This window comes from Pseudochryseolinea flava, from assembly GCF_003286915.1.
Taxonomy (GTDB): domain Bacteria; phylum Bacteroidota; class Bacteroidia; order Cytophagales; family Cyclobacteriaceae; genus Ohtaekwangia; species Ohtaekwangia flava.
The window spans coordinates 152738-176131 of sequence record NZ_QMFY01000002.1; the positions used below are offsets into that span (position 1 = coordinate 152738).

Below are 23394 nucleotides of genomic sequence, written 5' to 3' on the forward strand. Positions count from 1 at the left end.
GTTCTCATACATGAAACCACATTGCATGATGTAATATTGAATGGTTGACTGGCGGTAATAGGATAGCGCCGCAAAAGTTTTTCTTATATCTATTATTCCGCTGGGAACCTACGCGTTGTTTCCATTGTATTTATAGTTTTGCAGAAATCGTATCGGAACTTCTTGAGGGAAAATTCATGAAAATGTGGGCACGCCGGTTAAGTGTAGTATTCATACTCACGATAGGCATCTCTCCTATTGAATTATTTGCGCAGCGCCCAGTAACGATTATCGACTCGGTTCAGCAATTCATTTTTTCATTTGGAGAGATTGAATTCCTCGAGGATCCTGCCGGAACATTATCTATCGACCAGGTTTCGTCTGCACAATTTAACAGTAACTTCAAGCCCAGCACCACCTTTAGCCCCATCAACTATAATCGTGACTCTTACTACTGGTATCGACTCAAACTTAGGCAGCAATCGACTTCGCAGAAACGGTGGCAGCTCGAGTTCTTTGACCAAACGATTGATCGCATTGATTTCTTCACACCCGACGCGGAGCATCGTTACCATCAACAAACTTTCGGCGATAATTTTGCTTTTGGTACTCGTTTTCTAAAGCATAAAAACTTTGTTGTCCACCTGCCGTCTACTTTCGATGGTGAGTACACGTATTATTTCAAAGTCAAGTCTCGTCAACGGGCAGACATTCTTGTAGTATTAAGGCCGCTTGAATATTTCTTCAACTACGCGCTGGAGGAATATTTCTTCTTCGGCATTTTTTATGGCATGATCCTCGTGTTCTGCTTCTACAACTTGCTGATGTTTCTTGCCGTTCGTGAACGGCATTATCTCTACTATATACTATACCTTGTTGGAATCGGTTTGTATGAGATGAGCGCCGATGGTATTGCGTTTCAGTTTCTGTGGCCCAACGCCATGGAATGGAATCAGTATGCACCAGGATTCTCGCTTTATATAGCGTCAACATTTTCGCTGTTCTTTGCAGCCTCCCTCTTAAATCTTAGAAAACAATTTCCACACCTGCTTTGGATTCTCGCCAGCGCGTTCATTATTCGAACAACGTATCTCATTGTGAGTTTTTATCTATCCGACACATGGTTCAATTATAGATTCATCGAAATTATTCCTTTTGGCGCGGCATTCTTTGCAGGCATTTACGCGCTCACAAAAGGATACGAACCTGCACGATTGATGGTTGTTGGATACAGTTTTCTTTTCTTAGGAATTGTTATTAAAGTGATTCAATACCTCGACTTTAATTGGCTCCCGTTAGGCGAGCTTACGCACTACAGTCTTGGATTCAGCTTTATCATGGAAATGATGTTTCTCTCTTTTGCCATTAGCGATAAAATAAAAGTACTCCGTCGCGATAAAGAAAAAGCACAAGAACTAACGATTGAACAATTAAAAGAAAATCAAAAACTAAAGGATTCTCTCAACGAAGAACTCGAAGAGAAAGTGAATATGAAGACGAAAGAACTCGTTGAAAAATCATCGTTCATTGAAGCCCAAAATAAACAGCTAGCCGATGCATACCGACAACTTGAGGCCCAGTCGGACGAAATTGCCGCCATGAATGAATTGCTGGCACGCGATAACATTCAACTGAAGCACGATAAAGAACTGGTTACGGAAGCACGTATCCTTTCGAAGGAAGTAGACTTCGAAGAGTTCAGCGCGATGTATCCCGACGACATCAGTTGCTTAAAATTCCTAGCGGATATCAAGTGGAAGAATCAATTCGCTTGTACGAAATGCAACCATACTAACTACACGGACGGAAAAAGCCCATATAGTCGTCGCTGCACCCGTTGTGGTTACGACGAATCCGTAACTGCCTACACGCTATTGCAAAATTCCCGGTTGCCCATCAACAAGGCATTCTACATGATCTTTTTGGTGTACTCTTCGAACGGCACTATTTCGTCACACAAACTTTCCAAGATTCTGAACATCCGCCAAAGTACATGTTGGTCGTATAGCACCAAAATCAAGAAGGCCATGAAAGACCACCGCCATCACCGCGGCACAACCCACCCCGGCTGGGATTCTATTCTATTAGAAGAAGTGGAGGAAAGTTGAAAGAAGCAGCAAGCGAAAAGTAAAAAGCAGAAAGCCTAAAGGCTGAATGCCATTTTTTCACCAGTTGGAAACCGGCTACCAGAAACTGGTCAACCGGAACCGGCTGCATGGCGAATTTCGGTAACGTTTGAAAAAAAAGTGAAATATTTTTGCCTCTCAGCGCAAACGGTAACGATTTGAGTTACAAATATTTGATTGACACTTCCGGAACCGATTGCAGCGAAAATAGGCGTATCACAATGACGCTTCCTCCTTTCCCAGAATCATTTGTGAATCAAGTATTAAGCCGTCCATTAGCCTTGTGCCTGAAGCGTATCAAAATATACAACTAGCTATGCATCAATCCGTTAGCTTGCGTTTATGGCGATTGATAATCACCTTTGGATGATTAACCCATTTAACAAACTTATGACATTAAAATTACGGATCGTCCTGGGGTTGCTGGTGCTTGTAAGCTTCCAGTCATGGGCCCAGTCGTCAGTGGGAGGCAAAGTGACCACAGAAAGTGGTGAGGCCCTGCCCGGCGTGAACGTGCTGGTAAAAGGCACAACCTTGGGAACAGTCACCGACGCAAACGGAGAATACTCACTCAACACGAATGGAGATCATTCTCTGGTGTTCTCATTCATTGGCTACAAGCCATTAGAACTTGCCATCAACGGTCGTACCGTTGTTGATGCTGTGATGATCGAGGATATTACGTCGCTTGATCAAATCGTAGTGGTGGGATATGGAACGCAGGAAAAGCGTGATATCACAGGCGCGGTAAGCGTTGTCGAAGCAAAAGAATTTGAATCAAGACCGAACACGCAGTTTGGAAATCTTCTTCAAGGGAAGACTGCCGGCGTTCAGGTTATCACACCGTCTGGAAAACCATCCGCTGGCTTTAGCATGAGAATCCGTGGTACGAGTTCCCTTTCGGGAAGTAGTGAACCGCTATACGTCGTTGATGGTGTTCCATCCGCCGATACACGCACGCTCAATCCGGCCGATATCGAAAGCATCACCGTGTTGAAAGATGCATCCTCTACCGCTATCTATGGTGCGCAAGGTGCCAATGGTGTTGTATTAATTACAACCAAAAGAGGTAAGAGTGGCGAACCACGTTTCGAGTTCAATGCATACACTGGCTTTTCAAGCGCTTGGAAAAAACTTGATGTACTCAACAGCGAACAATACCGCGACTTGATGACGGAGTTCGGACAAAACACAGATTGGAGTCTTTACACAGAAAATACCGATTGGCAAAACGAGATCTTCCAAAATGGAAGGTCGCAAAATTACCAGTTGTCGGCGTCAGGTAAAACCGATAGATCGAACTACTATATCTCAGCAGGTTGGATACAACAGAAAGGTGCTGTTCGCAGTTCAGAAATGGATCGCTACAATTTCAAGGTGAACGTCGAGCAAAAGATGACCAACTGGCTAACGGTCGGTACCAACATTAACTATTCGAAATATCACGATGTTGACGTCGCCGACAACACCAGTGTAAACAGCGGAGGTGTAATTCTCGGGATGCTATCAACACCATCAAACATTGGTATATTTAGACCGAACGGAACTTACACAAGCAATCCGTTTCAAGATTGGGAGAACCCAGTAGCATTTACTGACGGGTCAGATCGTGGCTACTCAAACAACAGACTGCTTGGGAATCTTTATGCCGAGGTGAAAGTGAAGCCGGAATTAACGTTCAGAAGCAATCTTGGTCTCGACCACCAAACCGGGATCTATGATTACTTCCTCGATGCATTCGGAACAAGCTTCGGTCGCGCAAAGAAAGGTATCGCAAGAAATAATACAGACTTCCGTGATTTCTACATCTTCGACAACACACTTACCTATCAACGCGACATCGAAGATCATTCATTTAGTGTTCTAGTAGGGTCAGTCATTCAAAAGACTGAAGCAGGAAGCGCTTCGATTGAAAAGAACGGATTTTCTAGCAATGGAATTCCAACCACTAATGCAGGATCAACAATTGTAAGTGCGGGTAATAGCAGATGGGAGAAATCCAATGCATCATTCATCAGCCGCGTGACCTACGAATACAAAGATCGCTACCTCTTGACAGCAAACTGGCGCGCTGACGCTTCTTCCGCCTTCGGACGAAATGAACGCTGGGGGAATTTCCCGTCTGTATCACTTGGATGGAGACTTTCAGAAGAAGCATTCTTCCAGGGTGTTGAAGTGATCGATGATTTGAAAGTACGTGCAGGTTGGGGATTGGTTGGAAATGACCTTGGACAATATGCATACATTGGACTTGTTGGATCGGGCGCTAACTACACCATCGGCGACGTTATCCAGCCTGGAACATACCCATCAACAATTCAGAATGATGATCTGAAATGGGAAAGCACAGAGCAATACAACATTGGTATCGACGCAGCAGCATTGAATGGCCGCGTGTCGTTGTCCTTCGATGCTTATTACAAGAACACTTACGACCTGTTAATGAAGGTTAGACTTCCGCGCTCAACAGGTTATCCGGAAGGAACCCAGAACATCGGAAAGATTCAAAACAAAGGACTTGAATTTCAAATCAGCTCAAAAAATCTCGTAGGCAATCTCAGATGGGATACAGACTTCAACATCACCTTCAACAGAAACAAAGTTGTTGACGTACTCGGCCAAACGTACCCTGGTGGTGGCGTGGCAAGCCGAGGCGACGTAAGCTTGTCGCTGGAAGGCAAACCTTTGGGTATGTTCTACGGCTATGTTGCCGGCGGCGTTGATCCCGCAACAGGAGACTTGTACTACATCGACAAGAATGGCGAAAGCACATTCGCGCCAACTGCAGACGACCGCAGATTTATCGGCAATCCAAATCCGGATTTCATCTACGGAATGACAAACACACTCGGCTACAAGAACTTTAACTTGAGCATTTTCTTCCAAGGTTCACAAGGCAACGATGTATTCAATGCCACACGTGTTGAAATGGAAGGTATGACCGATGCGAAGAACCAGTCTGCTGTTGTGGCAAATCGCTGGAGAAAACCTGGTGACATCACCGATATTCCAAGAGCGTCATGGGGAGTTACCAACAACTCGCGCGCGTCAACAAGGTTTGTCGAAGACGGTTCATTCCTCCGCTTGAAAGCCATCACACTGGCATACAACGTTCCTGCTGCCCTTCTCTCTAAGGTTCATGTAAACGGTGCTAAGCTATACGTGACGGGTGAAAATCTACTCACGTTTACCGACTACAAAGGATTTGATCCAGAAGTAAATGCATTTGGATCTGCCAACACTGTACAGGGCATTGACTATGGCACGTACCCACAAACTCGCAATCTGATTTTTGGTCTGAATGTATCCTTCTAATCATGACAACTATGCGTAAAAAAATATTTCAATATACGTTGACGCTCGCGAGTGTTTTCGCACTCACAGCATGCGAAGATCTACTCGATCGTAAACCGATATCCGACCTTACACAAGACAACGCCTACGTCACCGCTGCAGATGCTGAAGCTGCACTTGTGGGCGCTTACGATTCGTTTGCTCAAGAATACTACATCTGGGACAACATCATTTTCAGTGATGTAATTTCTGATAATTACTACGCTGGTGGTGACAACGCCGAGATCTTCGCTGTTGAGGATCTGAACATCGTGCCTACCAACAGCAGACTTTTCAATAACTGGTCTCAGATTTACAATGCCATTCTAAAGGCTAATGCTGTGATTGCTAAAGTACCGAGCATTGCCGATCCAAAACTCGATGATGGCAATCGTAGAACGCAAATCGTTGGCGAAGCGCAATTTTTACGGGCATACCATTACTTCCAACTTGTGAAGATGTTCGGTGCAGTGCCTTTGATCACCAAACCAACAACATCCACCGACCCAGCAGAAACGCAATTGTCGAGAACAGAAGTTGCTGAAGTATATGCGCAGATCGTTAGCGACCTTGAAGCGGCAATTGCAAGTCTTCCTGATACTTATGGCAATGTCGCCAGCGTCAATAAAGCACGTGCAACCAAAGGCGCAGCGAATGCATTGCTCGCAAAGGTATACGCACAAAAACCTGATCGCGACTACAACAAAGTTTTAGAACATGCCAACGCTGTAATTAATAGTCCCGCGGGCTATGAACTTCTCAACAACTTTGCAGATTTGTTCGATGGTACGCATTATAACAATGCAGAGTCCATCATCGAAGTACAATTCGCAGGAAGCACCGAAGCTAATTGGGGACCACAAATGATGTTGCCGCCATCGATTAGCGGCGATACATGGAGAAAATTTGTGACGCCATCACACGACCTTATTGCAGCATTCGATTCGGAAGGCGACACACAGCGTAAAGAAGCAACCATTCTTTTTGAAACCGTACCTTGGGCAGATGAATACTGGTCGCCAACGGTGAATGGGAACGTGCCTTTTGCCTACAAATGGAAAACTGCCAACGGATGGGCTAGTACCAATCGCCAGTATCTCCTTCGTTTAGCCGACATCTTGTTGCTGAAAGCAGAAGCGCTCAATGAACTTGAACAGACAGAAGCAGCGCGCGAAGTTCTTGATGAGGTGCGTGACCGCGCAGGACTGGCACCAACCACGGCTGCGAACCAAGCACAAATGGCCGCTGCCATTCTCAAAGAACGCCGCCTTGAGCTCGCTCAAGAAGGCCATCGCTGGGACGATCTCCGACGCGCTGACCTTGCTGTGGATGTAATGACAAATCTTGATGTGATGAACCTGAGCACAGGCGTGAAGAAGGTTTATAACATGACCGTGGAAAAGCAATTGCTTCCGATCCCGCAGTCTGAACGAAACCTAAATAAAAACCTTGGACAAAATCCAGGATATAATTAATCACCCGCCGCATGAAAAAAATATATGCTTACCTATCGCTTATTCTGCTCACCACAGTGTGGGCGTGCGATGAAAAAGATAACATGGAACCCGTTGGCAACTGGGAAATCACCTCTGCGGTGATTACCGGACCTAGCGACAACGCCAATGTTGTTCTCGATGAAAACTCACCGACGGCGGTAACACGCTTCGAATGGCAAGCGGCTGCCACCAGCAATCAGTTTATCGTGAAGTATACTGTTGCTCTGGTACCTAAAGGCAGTACAAATTATGATCAACCTATCGCGTTGTGGACGCCAGGCAACGCCGGCAGAGAATTGTTTGTTCTACCAAACGCAAAACAGATAGACTATGCGTTGTGGGCAGCATGTTATCCCGCCGGTGCTGATGTGGAACTCGATTGGGTTGTCATTTCAAAGGCCATTGAGAAAACGGCTGTCGCGACACAACGTATCAAGATCAAACGTTTTGAAACAGAGTACATGCCTACAACGTTGTTCCTCACTGGACAAGCTGCAGAGCAAGGCGCCGACCTCGCTAAAGCCGTTCAATTGCGCGCACGTAAAAATGCCGAAGGTGACGCTACCAACGTGTTTGAAGTATACACGCACTTGAATGCAGGCACAACATTCTTTTTCAGAGATGAAAAAAGCGAACAATCACGTCAATACGGTGGCGAAAATGGTGTATTGACTTGTGGAGAACCAATTGAAGCACCGACAACCGGTGAGTACAAAGTCGTGGTTGACCTCGATAATAATTCATATTCCTTAACAAAGATTGATCGTTGGAGTCTCGTCGGCGATGCCGTTGAAGGCGGTTGGGGTGGCGACGTTCCTCTTGTTTACATCGGAAATGGTGTCTGGCAAAAAGAAGTAATGTTCTTGCAAAGTGCAGGTTGGATCTTCCGCGCCAATGGCGATTGGGGATACCAGATGAAACGCGTAAAAGGAACTGCAACCGCAGACAACAAAGGTGGGCAAGTAATCATCCAATCAGATGCTGAGGCCGCTGGGATCGCTTTCGAAGATATGCCGGGTACAACAGGGCCACACATTGTAAAACTAGATCTGAGCGTAACCGGTCCTTCCTACACGCTTACAAAAGTAGCTGTTCCAAATTCGGCCATCATTGGTAAAGCTGCAGATATCAATGCCAACGCGGTGAATGGATCATTCTCCATTGAAGGCGACGCTCCAACAGAACTTTACTTACTTGAAGATGGAGAAATGATCATCAAGTTCACGAAAGATGGCGATGTATTTAAGTCTGCCAAGTACGTCGCGTTGCAAGCGGCAAAAACGTACAGCCTCAATAGTAAGGCCGACGGATCTGGTGAAATGTTTGGTGGTGATGATGACGGCAACATCGCTGTCGATCACGATCAAGCGTATCAAATCAATGTTGACTTCGAAGGCGGTGAGCTCAGTTGGAAACACTACAACATTAAACTTTTCCATTGGGATGAAGATGGCGGTGGATGGGATGCCCGACAGGAATTGTTGATGACGTACACGCACCCATACAAGTACGAGGTGACGGGCACACTTTCAGCAGGATTCCACTCGAAGTTCATTTCGCCTTGGGATGTTCAGTTCGGCTCGGCAGCCACTGCTCTCACGGGAACAATGACCAACGGCGGACCAAATTTCAAAGGCATAACTTCTGGTGGTTCGTACAAGGCCACGATAGAAATTACCGACGATTACACAAGCGCCGATTATAGCTTTGTAAAACAATAATACAGGTTGACACCAGGTAGCACATCGTGTTATCCTGGTGTTCTTTTTACATAACGATATGTTCAATAATCACAACATGCGCAAGAAAGCATTAACGTGTCTAACAGTGGTGACGATTTGCTTCTCGCTAAGCAATTGCACTAACAAATCGCCTGATGAGTCGGGCGTCGTAACGGATGGTGACGTGGAATACTGGCTCACAACAGGAGACAAAAAATCACTATTATCGAAACGTGAACTGAATTTCAACGCGGATGCCGTATCAAAAGACATCATCGACGTTGACACCACGAAGATCTATCAAGATATCGATGGTTTCGGATATGCGCTCACAGGCGGAAGCGCCATGTTGCTGCATACGAAACTCGACCAAGCGAAACGCACTGCACTATTACAAGAACTCTTTACTACTGAAGGAAACAACATCGGTATCAACTACCTACGCGTGAGCATTGGCGCTTCTGACTTAGATGATCATGTATTCTCCTACGACGATGTTAAGGGTGACAAAGACCTGAAACATTTTACGCTAGACGAAGATCGCAAGCATCTTATTCCGGTGTTGAAAGAAATTCTGGCACTTAATCCGAAGATCAAAATCATGGGTAGCCCATGGTCAGCCCCGGCTTGGATGAAAGACAATCAGCACGCTAAAGGTGGAAGCCTGAAACCTGAATTTTACGAAACATATGCTCAGTACTTCGTAAAATACATTCAGCAAATGCAACAAGAAGGCATCACTATCGATGCTATCACGTTGCAGAATGAACCCGAGAATCCGAACAACACACCAAGCATGATCATGACTGCACAAGATCAAGCGGCGTTCGTGAAAAACAATCTTGGTCCTGCGTTTCAACAAGCTGGTATTAAAACGAAGATTGTTGTATTTGATCACAACTGCGATCACCCAGAATACCCTATCACAGTGTTGAACGATTCATCGGCAAAGAAATTTATCGACGGATCTGCATTCCATCTGTACCTAGGCGAAATCAGCGCCCTCTCAAAAGTACGCGATGCTCATCCTGATAAAAACATCTATTTCACCGAGCAATGGACATCCGGAAAAGGTGAATTTGGTGGCGATCTTGTATGGCACACGCGTGAGCTCATCATCGGATCTACACGCAACTGGAGCCGAAATGTGTTGGAGTGGAACCTCGCTGCAGATCCGCAGTTCAATCCACATACTGGCGACGGCGGTTGTACACTATGCCAAGGTGCATTAACGATCGGTGACAGCGTAACGCGCAACGTTTCTTACTACATCATCGCGCATGCTTCTAAATTTGTTCCAGATGGATCAAAAAGAATTTCATCGACGCTGATCAATGGCGTACAGAATGTGGCATTTATCACACCCGCGGGAAAGAAAGTGTTGGTCGCTGTGAATGACAGTAACTCCGACAAGGCTTTCGATGTACAATATCATGGCAAGAAATTTAACGTGACACTACCGGCTAGTGCAGTAGGAACATTTGTATGGTAAACAAAAACATGAAAAATAAACTAATCAGTCTTGGGTTAGGGAAGCTGCAAATACTCCTGGCGATCGCAATGATCGCGGGAGGTTGCAGCGAAGGCGACGACACACCCAACCCTGGCCCTCCAGTTCAACCAGGAGGCAGTGGCAAGGCAAAAGTATGGGTCACGTCCGGTGATCAATCACGATTGCTTGCTCAGCAGAATGACATCATGATCACCACGATTAAAGCAAGCCCAACCATCACATTGGATTCCACCGTAACCTACCAAGAGATTGAAGGTTTTGGTGCCGCACTTACGGGATCGTCGGCGTACCTCATCAACAAGAAGATGAGCACCTCACAACGCGGAACGCTCTTGCAAAATCTATTCGACGCTGAAAACGGTATCGGTATCAGCTATTTGAGAATGACTATAGGCGCATCGGACTTCTCGCTGTCTGATTACACATACAACGATATGCCTAGTGGACAAACGGATTATCCGTTGGCAAACTTCTCGATTGCAAAAGATAAAGAAGATGTTGTTCCTGTGCTCAAACAAATTGTTGGCATCGCACCGAACATCAACATCATGGGATCACCTTGGAGCGCACCAGCATGGATGAAGACCAATGGTAGTCTGAATGGCGGAAAACTAAAAACAGATGCTTACGAAAGCTATGCGAACTACTTCGTCAAGTACATCAAGGCATTCGATGCCGAAGGGATCACCATCGATGCCATCACGCCGCAGAACGAACCACTGCACGTAACATCGAACTACCCAAGTACCGATATGCCTGCAGCAGATCAACTCGACTTCGTTAAAAACAATCTTGGCCCAACATTCGAGTCAGAAAATATAGACACAAAAATCATTGTCTACGACCACAACTGGGACAACATTGACTATGCCAAAACAATTCTTGGCGATGCTACAGCATCACAATACATTGCAGGTTCTGCATTTCACGCATACGCAGGAGATGTTTCGGCGATGAACGCTGTGCATGCGGCATATCCCGATAAAGGCCTTTACTTCACGGAGATTTCAGGTGGCGCATGGGCGCAGAATTTCTCCGACAACCTCATCTGGAACATGAACAACATCTTCATCGGCACAACAAAGAACTGGTCAAAAACAGCACTCCTTTGGAATTTAGCGCTCGATGAAAATCACGGACCTACTAACGGTGGTTGTGCAGATTGCCGCGGCGTTGTAACGATCAATTCTGGAACAGGCAGCGTAACGAAAAACATCGAGTACTATTCCATTGGCCACTTTTCGAAATTTGTGAGACCTGGTGCAAAACGCATTGGATTAACAAATAACCAAAATGTAGCTGGCTTAAATGCCGTGGCCTTCTTGAATACCGATGGTAGCAAGGCATTCGTAGCACTCAACAGCACCGATAATCCATTGTCGATTGTTGTGAACCTTGGTGCGCGACAGTTTAGCTACAGTCTTCCAGCCAAATCGGTGGCGACTATACGCTGGTGATTTATACCAACGCTCTCTCCTACCGATTTTAATAAGAGCACATTTAACTTGTGCTCTTATTTTTTTGTGAGCATACCTGTTACAAGAAAACTTATGGACGGGGCAATCACACTCACCGGCCCTTGACGCCAAAAGCTTTCTGTATCTTTTTCATTCAAGTTTGAATCGCTATTTTTCCGTTCTATCCTCGTATTGCATGAATACAGGGAACACAAAACATTAACTGCTCATGAAAAAGACCATAAAGAAACTATCGATTGCTGTTGTACTGTCTATGATCTGTTACGTTGGCAATGCACAAACGCTTGAGAAAATGCAATGGTTTAACGAACCAGAGAAATGGCGCATCGAAAAAAATACTTTGATCATGAACGTTACGCCACAAAGTGACTATTGGCGTATCTCCCACTATGGCTTCACAGTTGACGACGCCCCCTTCTATTACACAACCTATGGTGGAGAATTCGAAGCGAAGGTTAAATTAACGGGTGCCTACAAAGCAAGATTTGATCAGATGGGGCTCATGATCCGTACAGACCATGAGAATTATATTAAAACTGGTGTCGAATTCGTAGATGGGAAATTTAACATCAGCACCGTTGTTACACACCACGTAAGTGATTGGAGTGTCATCACACTCGACACTGTTCCTGCTTTTATATGGATTAAAGTGGTAAGGCGAATCGATGCACTTGAGATATTCTATTCGTTCGATGATAAAAAGTATATCCTGTCGCGCAATGCACCGCTCCAAGACAATCACCCTGTGATGGTTGGATTGATGGCCGCAAGCCCTGATGGTAATGGATTTGAAGCAAAGTTCGAGCATTTTAAAGTAACACACCTCCCAGACGAGCGCAGGTTGAATTGGTTGAAGCAGAACAAATAACACCAACAAACGCATCTCAAAGTATTGGCTTTGTGCCGTTTTTGATCGTAAACGAAGTCGTTACCTTTACACATCAACAACATGCTTACACGATGAAAAACATTTTCGTAACGGCCCTGTTCATTGCATTTACCTGTGTCGCCGCCGCTGCACAAACGGTTTATTCGTCAACGAAAGGTGAAAAATATCACACCGCAGATTGCAAACTTTCGGGCGAAGCAAGTCCTATTAAATTGGCAGATGCCAAGAAGAACGGAAAGAATGCATGCGGCGTTTGCAAGCCAGATGAATGGGTAAAAGCGAAACTCAACTTATGCGAAGGCAAAACGAAGGATGGCACGCGCTGTAAACGGATGACGGCTAACAAAAACAAAAAATGTTATCAGCATCAGTCGAAGTAGCTTTTATCTGAATTATCAGAAGTTTGTCTAGCGACTACGGTGTCATCTGTTGTCTGGAAATTTGCAAACCCGCTGAAGTAGTCTATTTTTTATTACTGATGAAACAAAGCGAGACATTACAGGTTGTCTCGCTTCGAATTTTCAACGGATTCTAATAGCTCATAATATATCTCGTCTTCACTTTTTCTCCACATAAAAACCTGGAACTCAAGTGGCATACATTGTAATCCGAAATCTACGGCACTTATAAAATCTTTTCAAGACAATGTCACCCTTATGTGTAAACACATCCCATCTTCCCGTGTTTTTACCGCCACCCCAATCCAGGCGCAACGTATTCTAATATAGACGACAACACGTGGACATTATAATCAACACCAAGTGTATTTGGAATGGTTAACAATACTGTATCTGCTTCTTGGATTGCTTCGTCTGCCGCCAATTCTTTAATTAATTGATCTGGCTCGGCGGCATAGCTTCTGCCAAAAATCGCGCGTTTATCTTGCTCGATATAACCGATTTGATCCGTACGATTACGCTCTTGTCCAAAGAGATGTCTATCCTGGTCGTTTACCAAAGCAAAAATAGAACGGCTTACAGAAACTCTTGGCTCACGTTTATGCCCAGCCTTCTTCCAAGCTTCTTTGTATAATCGAATTTGCTCGGCTTGCTGCACGTGAAATGGTTTACCACCTTCATCGAACTTCAAGGTAGAGCTTTGCAAATGCATACCCTGTTCAGCAGCCCACACGGCCGTCGCATTCGATGCGGCTCCCCACCAAATTCTATCGCGAAGTCCTTCTGCATGCGGCTCTAATCGTAACAAGCCCGGCGGATTTGGAAACATCGGAAATGGATTAGGCTTAGCAAATCCTACGCCTTTCAGCTTATCAAGAAATTCCAATGCTTTACGACGCCCCATGTCTGCATCGGTTTCTCCTTCGGCAGGTTCATAACCAAAGTAACGCCACCCATCGATAACCTGTTCTGGTGACCCTCTACTAATACCAAGTTGCAATCGTCCGCCAGAAATCAAGTCAGCAGCGCCCGCATCCTCTACCATGTAAAGCGGATTTTCATAACGCATATCAATGACGCCGGTTCCGATCTCTATCTTTTTAGTTTTAGCACCGATAGCCGACAATAAAGGGAATGGCGATCCAAGCTGAGCTGCAAAATGATGTACACGAAAATATGCTCCATCAAGTCCCATCTCTTCACAAGCCACCGCTAAATCTATCGACTGAAGTAATGTATCACTTGCCGTACGTGCTTGATATCCCTGACGATTAGCCCAATGTCCAAATGACAAAAATCCAATTTTCTTCATAATAGCCCATTTCGCGTTAAAATAATTCAATACCGGTAGAAGTGAAAATGAAAGTTGTGAGCATGTTGAATCTTAATAACCAACATGACCGGTTCATCTCGTCAACACACGTTACAGCAAAATAGTTTAACATCCACGTTGCAAAGGCGGTCGCGATGCATGGTGAATACACGTACTAGGACTTATTTCTATTGGCAACAAACTTCATGCTGTGATAAATTCAGATAAAGACAATCTGAAGGGAATTAAGTGTACGCGAAAACGAATCACACATAAACGACTCGTGCTCAGAGTCAACTTCGTTGGCCCAAAATTTTAGTAATAAAATGGTATTATCGGCGGTATACTATATTTATTCCGAGCCATGAAAAATAGCAGTACAAGCAATGATGGTGGTCGTAAAAATCCGGGAAAGAATTGGTTCTTAATCAGCATGTTGTCTGTTTTAACAATCGCTGTTGGATGTTACTTTATAATCCCCGATTTCAAAGATGGTGTAAACGATGTTTTCGCCGTGCTCACCAGTGATGATCAAGACGAAATTCAACGTTGGGTCAAAAAATTTGGAATCCTCGGCCCTGTTGTTCTCATCGTGGCAATGGCGTTTCAAATGTTTCTCCTGATCGTTCCTAATATCCTGTTATTTGCGATTGCCATTGTTTGTTATGGCCCCATATGGGGAGCGTTAATTTGTTTAATCGGCGTATTCTGCTCGTCGTCTTTGGGATATTTCATAGGCAAAAAACTTGGTCCGCGTGCTATTGACCGCTTCGTATCGCAGCGCATACAAAACCGAATTCAAGTCTTTGTTGAGCGTTATGGCGCTAAGGCTGTTGCCATATTCAGGCTCTCAACAATATCCGCAGATTCATTGGGATTCGTCGCAGGTATTCTTGAGATGAGTTATAAAAAATATATCATCGCTACCATGTGTGGTGTAACGCCGCTCATTATCATGATCGCGATTTACGGCAAGAATGGAAATGTAGAAACTGCGCTGCTTTGGATCGCGGGAATATCTTTAGTGTGCCTAGTCGTTTATTATGTGCTCGACAAAAAGCGTCGCAACGCAGCATTTGCCGACGAAGACCAGGAACACGCAACGTCAAATATCAACCATATTAAAAGTTGATGCACTGAAAACGAAAATTTTCGTTTTTTTTACCCACGGTAAAGGCTAAGATAATTCCACACAATCAAATCCTCGACGGTGTAAAAGCTCGACTACTCCGTCGGAGGTCTCTGCATTACAATCTATCCGCAAGACTTTATCACAATCATCAAGGTCAATGTTCCAACCGTGCTGGACAAGCTCATTCAAATCTGTACTCAAAAGTTTTACTTCTTCTCTTGTGTTCACCGATGTCTTAAATACATAAATCATACAGGATACATTAAATTACGTTGGCATCTTATCAAGACGCGATGCCTTCAAAATCGCGCACAAAGTAGCTCGCAGATACATCTCAAAATTGTATGAAACCGACATTTTTAAGAAGGACATCCACCCGCAACCGTGACGCCATATTGGTTCTTTAGAATCATTGATAAATACGCGGCAAACGTTGTACTTGCCAATCAAAAGTTCTTATGTTCCGTTCAGTACTCATGCTCTTATTGCGAAAGTCTGTAAAGCACTTTTCACAAACGATATTCACCGTTGTAAGCTTAACCATTGGACTGACTTGCATCTTTTTAATTTTCCAATGGGCTACTGATGAGTTCCGATTCGACCGTTACAATTCAGAAACGGACAGGACGTATGCGATACTGTTCAATGAAACCATCGATGACGAAATTGAAACCTCCGATGAGACATCCGTGCCGTTGTATGATCTCCTACCAGAGAATCTTGCTTCATTGGAGGCAATCACACGCATCGATAACACACAAAGCCTAATCACCTACAACAACGCGCAAATACAAGTACGTGGCATGTATGCGGACAGTGGGTTCATCCAGGTTTTTAAACCAATGCTTCTGTATGGCGACACCGAAAAAGGATTCCGGAACAATCGCAGCGTTTCCATAACAAGTACACTAGCCAGTACGTTGTTCGAAAGTGCCAATGAAGCTATCGGCAAAACTGTACTGATAGGCGCAACCGACTACTTTACCATTACATCGATATTCGAGCCCTTTCCAACCAACAGTTCATTTCATTCTTACCAAATTATTCTACCATTTCACGCCATCAAGCGCTCCGATGAAGAATGGCATAACTACTACGTTAAGCTCCGAGACACACATGCTGTCGCCAGGACAGAAGCCATGATTAACGGCATCTTACAAAAACACAATGGAAGCGAACAAACCAAAGCCATGCTGTTTAGTCAGGCAAAATGGCATCTCTATTGGAACTTTGAGAATGGGATTGCGACAGGTGGAAGAATCGTCTATGTAAAGACCTTCATTGCCGCCGCAATATTCATATTGCTAATGTCGATTGTAAATTATGTTTCAACAGCGACAGCTTATGCTACAAAACGTGCACGCGAAATCGGTGTACGTAAAGTAACAGGCGCCACACGCGATACCCTCACAATACAATTCATGTTGGAAAGCTTGGCTATTTCATTTATAGCATTTCTCGTTTCTTGTATCGCATCGCAATTTATCTTACCCTACTTCAACCAGATTACCGGGAGCGATCTTCCCTCACTGCTTCAAACTCCCACGCTTTTAATCGCGATGTTTTGTATCGCTATGATCACCGGCATCATTGCGGGCTGCTATCCCGCGTTTCTATTGGCGTCTTTCAATCCAATATCTGCCATGCGTGGAATGCAACTTTTTACCGGACATAGATTACGCAAGGCACTCGCAATATTTCAACTTTCACTTGCTGCGATTCTTATATTCTCAGTGGCTGTAGTTCATCAACAGACAAGTTATCTATTAGAAAAAGATCTTGGCTATGACAAACAGAATGTAATTAACATCTGGCTTCAGCCTGAATACCCTGTACCATTTACAGCTTTTAAAAATGAGCTCCTAAAAAACCCGGCTATTGTATCTGCTGGCTACGGCGGAGCTAGTCCGATGGAAATCAATGGAAGTGCTGAGGTCGATTGGTCAGGACGTATCCCTGGCACTACAACAATATTAAATGGATCATCAGCGGATGAAGACATGTTGGACGTTTTACATATGGAAATCATACAAGGTCGAAACTTTTCCTCCGACCGTGTATCAGACTCCTCAGCATTCATCATCACTGAAGGCGCAGCCAAGTTGATGCAATTGAAAGATCCGATTGGACAAAAGCTAACGTATAGTATGTTTGGCAATCAGCAAGGAACCGTTATCGGCATTGTGAAGGATTTCGTTAACGACGATATACACGCACCTTTATCACCAGTCATTTTTTGTTACGGAACCGAAGAAAACATCTACAATCTTTTTGTTAGATATAAAGATGGTACAGCCGGCCCCGCATTGGATCATTTAAAGAAAACGTTCAATAAATTTCATCCGAGAATTCCACTTCAGTATAGCTTTTTGGATGCAGACTTCGAAAATCAATTTTACAACGAATATTTCCTTCGAAGACTATCTGCATGGTGCGCGATGATAGCGATTTCCATTGCCGTATTGGGACTTCTATCGCTGGTTACTTTTAATACACGACGACGCACGAAAGAAATCGGAATAAGAAAAATTCATGGTGCATCGAATCATCAAATGCTATTTACCCTTTTGCTCGAATTTATAAGGCCTGCATGTTGGGCGATTGTCATCGCATTGCCCTTTACCTTGGCAATTATTGAACGACTACGCCAGGGCTATACGCATGAAATTCCTATCCCGTTTCTTTTCTTAGCGCTCGTTGCAGTATCCATAATACTGTTGGTAGGCGCTATTGTATCGCTCCAATGCATTCGAACTGCCGCTAAGAATCCAATCGACACTTTGAAAACGGACTAGGCCCCATCCTATCGAGACGACGATCGATTCTTAAACAAATCTGACATCTACAACAAGTTTCCCGTGTCAACATTTGGATTCACAGCAGCAAGCACCCTAAATTGACCAATAAACCAACTCAATATGAAACTACGAGTCGTTATATCAACAGCATTCATCCTTGCATTTTTCGTTTCATTTGCGCAAGAAAATAACCATCAGCGCACAGCGTCTTCAGAAAAAGGGCTTCTGAAAATTACCGTGATGTACCCATTCTCCGAGGGAAAAACTTTCGACATGACGTATTACGAAACGAAACACATGCCCATGGTGGCCGATATTATTGGCGCCAATCTTGTGAAGTATACGATTGAAAAAGGACTCGCCAGTGGAATTCCCAACCAGCCACTATCCTACATGGCTATCGGAACTTTCTATGTCAGGAACCTTCAAGAATACCAGTCAGCAATCGCACCGCATCGTGAAACAATCCGCACTGACATTACAAAATATACGAATGTAGCGCCCGTGATATTGATCAGCGAGGTGGTAAGATAAATAACGATGCGTCTAGTCACGCCGTTGCTGGACTAAGATACCGGCTTCCGTTTTATAACCACAGAGGCAATCATTGAAATCGCGAGTAAGAATGAAATAATGATCAACGAAATCTCTACAGGAATTTTATAATAATCTGCGATGACCATCTTCACACCAACAAAAACAAGAATGGTGGCAAGTCCATATTTTAAGTATGTGAAATACCTTTCAATACCTGCAAGCGCAAAATACAAAGAACGCAAGCCAAGGATAGCAAATACATTTGACGTATAGACAATAAAAGGGTCTTCGGATATCGAAATGATCGCCGGTATGGAGTCAACGGCAAAGATCAAATCGGTACCTTCGATCAACATCACAACAATAAACAAGGGCGTTGCCCATAGTTTATGATCGCGTCTCACGAAGAATTTGTCGCCTTCAAACGACGCCGTCACAGGAAACATCTTCCTAACTAATTTCACGATTGGATTCTTTTCAGGATCTATGGGTTTGTCTTCGCCGAAGACCATGCGCACACCCGTTACTATCAGGAAGCCGCCAAAAACATAGATCAGCCAGTGAAACTTATGAATGAGTTCAATTCCAGCAAAGATGAAGATCACACGCATCACAAGCGCGCCGAAAATACCCCAAAAGAGAACTTTATGTTGATAGGCATCCGGAACACGGAAGTAGGAAAAGATCATGATGATCACAAAAATATTATCGATACTCAACGACTTCTCGACAACATAGGCCGTGAAGAATTCCAACGCTTCCTCCTTATCAAAATAGTGATAAACAAAAAGATTGAACAGCATCGCCAGCGCAATCCATACGGCTGTCCATGTAAGCGCCTCTTTCACCGACACTGAATGTGATTTACGATGAAAGACGCCAAGATCCAAAGCTAGCATGCCGATGACAAAAACGCTGAACGATCCCCAAAGAAGAGTTTCTTCACTCATAATAAGTTTACTTTATTTCCATTTGATTTTTTTATGCCGCACGAATACAACTACCCCCTCGCTGCCTTTTGATTTCGCAACGCGCGGATTTTATCTCGCTCACCAACAATCCAGATTACATCGCCCCATTCAAATATTGTAGTCGAGTCTGGATTTAAGATACGAAGATCATCCCGTTCGATTCCAATCACAATACCATTCGTCTGTTCTCGCAGACTTGAATCGCGTATCGAACGCCCGCGTAGCTTGGTGTACTCGTCTACAACCAACTGCTCAAAGACAATATCATTAATGTCAATGTTGCTATTTCGATTCTGCTTAGGATCTGGTTCCTGAAAAACAGGTTTAAACCCTGCCACCTGAGCATCGGTCGCGACAATTCCGACTTGATCGAAAGGCAAAATGAAATGACTTCTACCCGGTACGTTAATAAGATCCTCGCCTCGTTTAATGTAAACAACATTTATACCGTAGTGTTCGCGCCATTGCAGTTCACTTAAGGGTTTTCCTATGAACGGTGCATGTGTAGGTGTTTGCAGTTGAACAATGTGAGCATCCCACGGCGCCAATCGTGTTTGAAAGTCTGCGTTTTTTTGAGAGACACGAGAACTCATCGAATTTGCAGATTCAATTTCCCTTGCATTTAAATTCCCTAAAAAACGTTCTTCGAGTCTCCGGTAGAAATTTTTCATTCGTTGCGTAAAAACAAATAAGATCGCCATCACCACAGGAACGGCGACCATAATGGCAACTTGATTAGATGATAATTGAAATGCCCACACAAAAATCAGCACACCGCCCAACAAAACGCGACTCGCTTCTATCAACAGCAACGGCCCACGATTATATTTTCGATCAAGCCACAACTCTTTATAAGAATTGTTTTCTGGCTTCTTTGCCATCAATGCCCACAGAAACGGCAGCGCCACAACAAACGATATGGCCAACGCCACCACACCGCGTGTTGTTTCATTTTCAATCGTACCGCTCAGATACGGCAGCAAGAAATTGATGGACAACCAAAACAAAATCAACAAGAAAACAATATTGATTAAAATAATGTTTCGATACGATTTCAACGCAATCTTCCAATCTGTTTCCGCTTGAATATTTTGCGTGCCGGCAGAGTAAGCTTGCAGACGTTTGATCCATCGCTCTGGAAGTATTCGCTCTAGAAAAAAGTACAGCGGCTCCGAAAATTTAATTAAGTACGGCGTCGTGAAGGTTGTTATTGCTGAGGCTCCCACGGCGACTGGAAAGAGAAAATCAGAAATAACACCAAGGGATAAGCCCAACGTTGCAACGATGAACGCGAACTCACCGATTTGCGCCATACTCATACCAACTTGCACCGATTGTTTTAAGGGTTGCCCCGAGAGCAGTGCACCCACCGTTGTACTGAACAATTTCCCAAACAAGGTAAGTAACGTTACCACAACTACCGGCCACCCATACTGCATGATGGCTTGAGGATCAATCATCATTCCGACGGATACGAAAAACACCGATCCGAAAAGATCTTTTACTGGCTTCGTAAGATGTTCGACACGTTCCGCAGATGTAGTTTCCGCAATAATTGATCCCATGATAAACGCGCCAAGCTCTGCAGAGAATCCGACTTTGGTAGCCAGCACTACCATCGCCAAGCAGAGACCAATCGATAGTATCAGCAATGTTTCTTCGTCTAGTAATGCCTTTGCTTTCTTTAATAACGTCGGCAAGAGAAAGATCCCGGCAATAAACCAAAGCGCGAGGAAGAATAGCAACTTCACGATCGTAAACACAATTTCACTTCCCTCAAATTGCTGCGTAACGGCAATCGTAGACAGGAGCACCATAAGCAAAATCACGACGATATCTTCGACAACGAGCACACCAAAAACAATTCTAGCGTACTGCTTTGTCTTCACACCAAGTTCTTCGAAGGCCCGAATGATAATGGTAGTCGACGAGCTCGCGAGCATCCCCCCCAGAAATAAACTGTCCATCGTTGACCAGCCCATCCACCTTCCAGCATAGTAGCCTGCGATGGTGATAAATGCAATTTCAACGAACGCCGTAATCGATGCAGCGCCGCCAACACGCATCAACTTTTTAAAACTAAACTCAAGACCAAGACTGAACAAGAGAAAGATCACACCAATCTCCGCCAGCACTTCGATATTCTCGTTATCGGCTACAGTCGGCAAAAAATGAAAGTGCGGCCCTACGAGAAAACCAGCAATGATGTATCCGAGCACGAGCGGCTGCTTAATCTTCTTGAAGATTAATGTTGTTGTCGCCCCCGCCATCAAGATTAGCGCAAGGTCTCGTATCAGATCTGGTAAATGTCCCATAGTACCAAGTTAACTTTTAAAAACAAGAAACATGAGCGAACGCTAAGGATCACGATTTTTCTTGACATCGGCCATCCATTTGGCCACCCACATTCCACCAATAATAACGAGTACCATCGTTATAAAGGTCAAGCTAAAAGGATTCGTAACTTCGCGTCGCACGAAGATCACCATTCCTATTAGCAATAACGTGCGCAGCAGGCTTCTTCCGTTGCTATTTTCATCAATGATATTATTTGTCACCGCACAAGAAATTAAAATGAGATTAAAATTACCACTGCCTTGTCACTCATTGAACGAGTGCAACAAGTTCGGCGCTTGAGCGAATCCAACTTACACGCTCTTTCCGTTCGTCATTCCTAAGGTAACGGAAAGCCTTTTTCAATTCCTTTTTGAATAACCTTTTATCAAATGTCATTTTCAACAAAATCAATTTGGAATATTCGAGCATGCTGCTCTTAAATGTTCTGCTCATCATGGCCAATAAAAATTTATCAGCACGGCTTTGAATGGTAGCGTACTGGATGGAATTTAGGAATAACTAGTAAACGAAAAGTGGCTTTTACAGAAAGCGCAACTAGAAAATATTACGGCCACTATAGTTGATAGTGGCCAACAGGCTCTGATGCATGAATGATTTTGATCGCCTCAATATATGGACCAACGGTTAAGGCATCACTCGCGTAAAAAGCGAAATCAGCGTGCAGCAACGCGGTGCTTGCCTTCGTATTTCTCTTTCGCGTGATCATGCTTGTCATAATTAACGATGTTTCACTATTCAAACGTGTGCAAGAAGGCTGCAGTTATTAGAATTTCATTATGTTTCTGATCATCAAGGTCACCAATTGGATTGCGATCGATTAGGCACGCGTTAATAATTACTGGCGTTCCACCCATACGAGAGTATTTGAAAAGCAGTAATTGATAAAAAGGATCTCATGCCTAACGAAGAGGACGCGTCTGTATAGTATATTGTACACAAAACAAAACAGACAGCCATGCTAACACACGTAAACCCTAAATTACCGATGCGTGACAAGGAAATCTCGCGCGCATATTATTTGAGTTTGGGATTCAGTGAATTGGGAAGCACAGCATACAAAGAATATTTGATGGTTCAAAAGGACAACGTACAGCTGCATTTCTTTGAATTCAAGGAGCTGATACCTGAGCATAACTACGGACAAGTGTACCTTCGAACAGATAACATCGAGGCCCTTTACCAATACATGCTTGATAAAAATCTTGACATTCACCCCAATGGAAAGTTGCAAGTAAAACCCTGGGGACAAAAAGAGTTCTCGATGCTCGATCCTGACAATAACCTGTTAACTTTTGGTCAAGCTAGCTAGGCGGTTAAGAAAGATCTTAGTTCAAGCTACATGGCAGCATTGGA

Annotated in this window: 17 protein-coding genes; 12 read left to right on the forward strand and 5 right to left on the reverse strand. The window is 44.1% G+C overall.

All coding sequences use genetic code 11. The annotated features are described in order from the left end of the window. Positions 1-176 precede the first annotated feature (176 nt). The 8 genes from DQQ10_RS06015 (at position 177) to DQQ10_RS06050 (ending at position 12915) form a co-directional block, all read left to right on the forward strand. A complete protein-coding gene (locus tag DQQ10_RS06015; RefSeq protein WP_112745931.1) occupies positions 177-2087 on the forward strand; it encodes a 7TM diverse intracellular signaling domain-containing protein in 1911 nt (636 codons plus the stop codon). A gap of 408 nt (positions 2088-2495) precedes the next feature. Beyond that, positions 2496-5420 carry a SusC/RagA family TonB-linked outer membrane protein gene (locus tag DQQ10_RS06020; protein WP_112746228.1) on the forward strand — a complete coding sequence of 975 codons (2925 nt, stop codon included), beginning with the start codon at positions 2496-2498 and terminating at the stop codon, positions 5418-5420. An 11-nt stretch (positions 5421-5431) separates the two neighbouring features. Then, a complete protein-coding gene (locus tag DQQ10_RS06025; RefSeq protein WP_112746229.1) occupies positions 5432-6913 on the forward strand; it encodes a RagB/SusD family nutrient uptake outer membrane protein in 1482 nt (493 codons plus the stop codon). Positions 6914-6924: 11 nt separating this feature from the next. After that, complete coding sequence (locus DQQ10_RS06030; protein ID WP_112745932.1) at positions 6925-8655, forward strand: cadherin repeat domain-containing protein; 1731 nt, start codon at positions 6925-6927, stop codon at positions 8653-8655. Positions 8656-8731: 76 nt separating this feature from the next. After that, positions 8732-10147 (forward strand): glycoside hydrolase family 30 protein, encoded by a 1416-nt coding sequence (locus DQQ10_RS06035; protein ID WP_112746230.1) that lies wholly within the window; start codon positions 8732-8734, stop codon positions 10145-10147. Positions 10148-10155: 8 nt separating this feature from the next. Beyond that, on the forward strand, positions 10156-11625 hold the full coding sequence (locus DQQ10_RS06040; protein ID WP_165823811.1) for a glycoside hydrolase family 30 protein: 1470 nt from the start codon (positions 10156-10158) through the stop codon (positions 11623-11625). Between the two features lie 229 nt (positions 11626-11854). Continuing rightward, on the forward strand, positions 11855-12514 hold the full coding sequence (locus DQQ10_RS06045; RefSeq protein WP_185147023.1) for a DUF1349 domain-containing protein: 660 nt from the start codon (positions 11855-11857) through the stop codon (positions 12512-12514). 92 nt (positions 12515-12606) lie between these two features. After that, a complete protein-coding gene (locus DQQ10_RS06050; RefSeq protein ID WP_133259548.1) occupies positions 12607-12915 on the forward strand; it encodes a hypothetical protein in 309 nt (102 codons plus the stop codon). A 307-nt stretch (positions 12916-13222) separates the two neighbouring features. Here DQQ10_RS06050 and DQQ10_RS06055 read toward each other — a convergent pair whose 3' ends face one another. Continuing rightward, positions 13223-14245 carry an LLM class flavin-dependent oxidoreductase gene (locus DQQ10_RS06055; RefSeq protein ID WP_112745934.1) on the reverse strand — a complete coding sequence of 341 codons (1023 nt, stop codon included), beginning with the start codon at positions 14243-14245 and terminating at the stop codon, positions 13223-13225. Positions 14246-14609: 364 nt separating this feature from the next. Here DQQ10_RS06055 and DQQ10_RS06060 point away from each other — a divergent pair, with 364 nt between their 5' ends. The 3 genes from DQQ10_RS06060 (at position 14610) to DQQ10_RS06075 (ending at position 18709) form a co-directional block, all read left to right on the forward strand. Then, positions 14610-15377, forward strand: a complete 768-nt coding sequence (locus DQQ10_RS06060) for a TVP38/TMEM64 family protein (protein WP_112745935.1) — start codon at positions 14610-14612, stop codon at positions 15375-15377. A gap of 458 nt (positions 15378-15835) precedes the next feature. Beyond that, entirely contained in the window at positions 15836-18172 is a 2337-nt protein-coding gene (locus DQQ10_RS06070) for an ABC transporter permease (protein ID WP_112745937.1), read from the forward strand. A gap of 123 nt (positions 18173-18295) precedes the next feature. Further along, positions 18296-18709 carry an EthD family reductase gene (locus DQQ10_RS06075; RefSeq protein ID WP_112745938.1) on the forward strand — a complete coding sequence of 138 codons (414 nt, stop codon included), beginning with the start codon at positions 18296-18298 and terminating at the stop codon, positions 18707-18709. Between the two features lie 32 nt (positions 18710-18741). Here DQQ10_RS06075 and DQQ10_RS06080 read toward each other — a convergent pair whose 3' ends face one another. From DQQ10_RS06080 to DQQ10_RS27865, 4 genes are all read right to left on the reverse strand, one after another. Continuing rightward, positions 18742-19662, reverse strand: coding sequence for a TerC family protein (locus DQQ10_RS06080; protein WP_112745939.1), 921 nt, complete (start codon positions 19660-19662; stop codon positions 18742-18744). A 50-nt stretch (positions 19663-19712) separates the two neighbouring features. Then, positions 19713-21998 carry a cation:proton antiporter domain-containing protein gene (locus DQQ10_RS06085; RefSeq protein WP_112745940.1) on the reverse strand — a complete coding sequence of 762 codons (2286 nt, stop codon included), beginning with the start codon at positions 21996-21998 and terminating at the stop codon, positions 19713-19715. Positions 21999-22040: 42 nt separating this feature from the next. After that, positions 22041-22241, reverse strand: a complete 201-nt coding sequence (locus DQQ10_RS06090) for a hypothetical protein (protein WP_112745941.1) — start codon at positions 22239-22241, stop codon at positions 22041-22043. A 353-nt stretch (positions 22242-22594) separates the two neighbouring features. After that, positions 22595-22747 (reverse strand): hypothetical protein, encoded by a 153-nt coding sequence (locus DQQ10_RS27865; RefSeq protein WP_165823812.1) that lies wholly within the window; start codon positions 22745-22747, stop codon positions 22595-22597. 249 nt (positions 22748-22996) lie between these two features. Between DQQ10_RS27865 and DQQ10_RS06095 the strand changes: the two genes are divergently transcribed. Next, positions 22997-23350, forward strand: a complete 354-nt coding sequence (locus DQQ10_RS06095; RefSeq protein ID WP_112745942.1) for a bleomycin resistance protein — start codon at positions 22997-22999, stop codon at positions 23348-23350. Positions 23351-23394 lie beyond the last annotated feature (44 nt).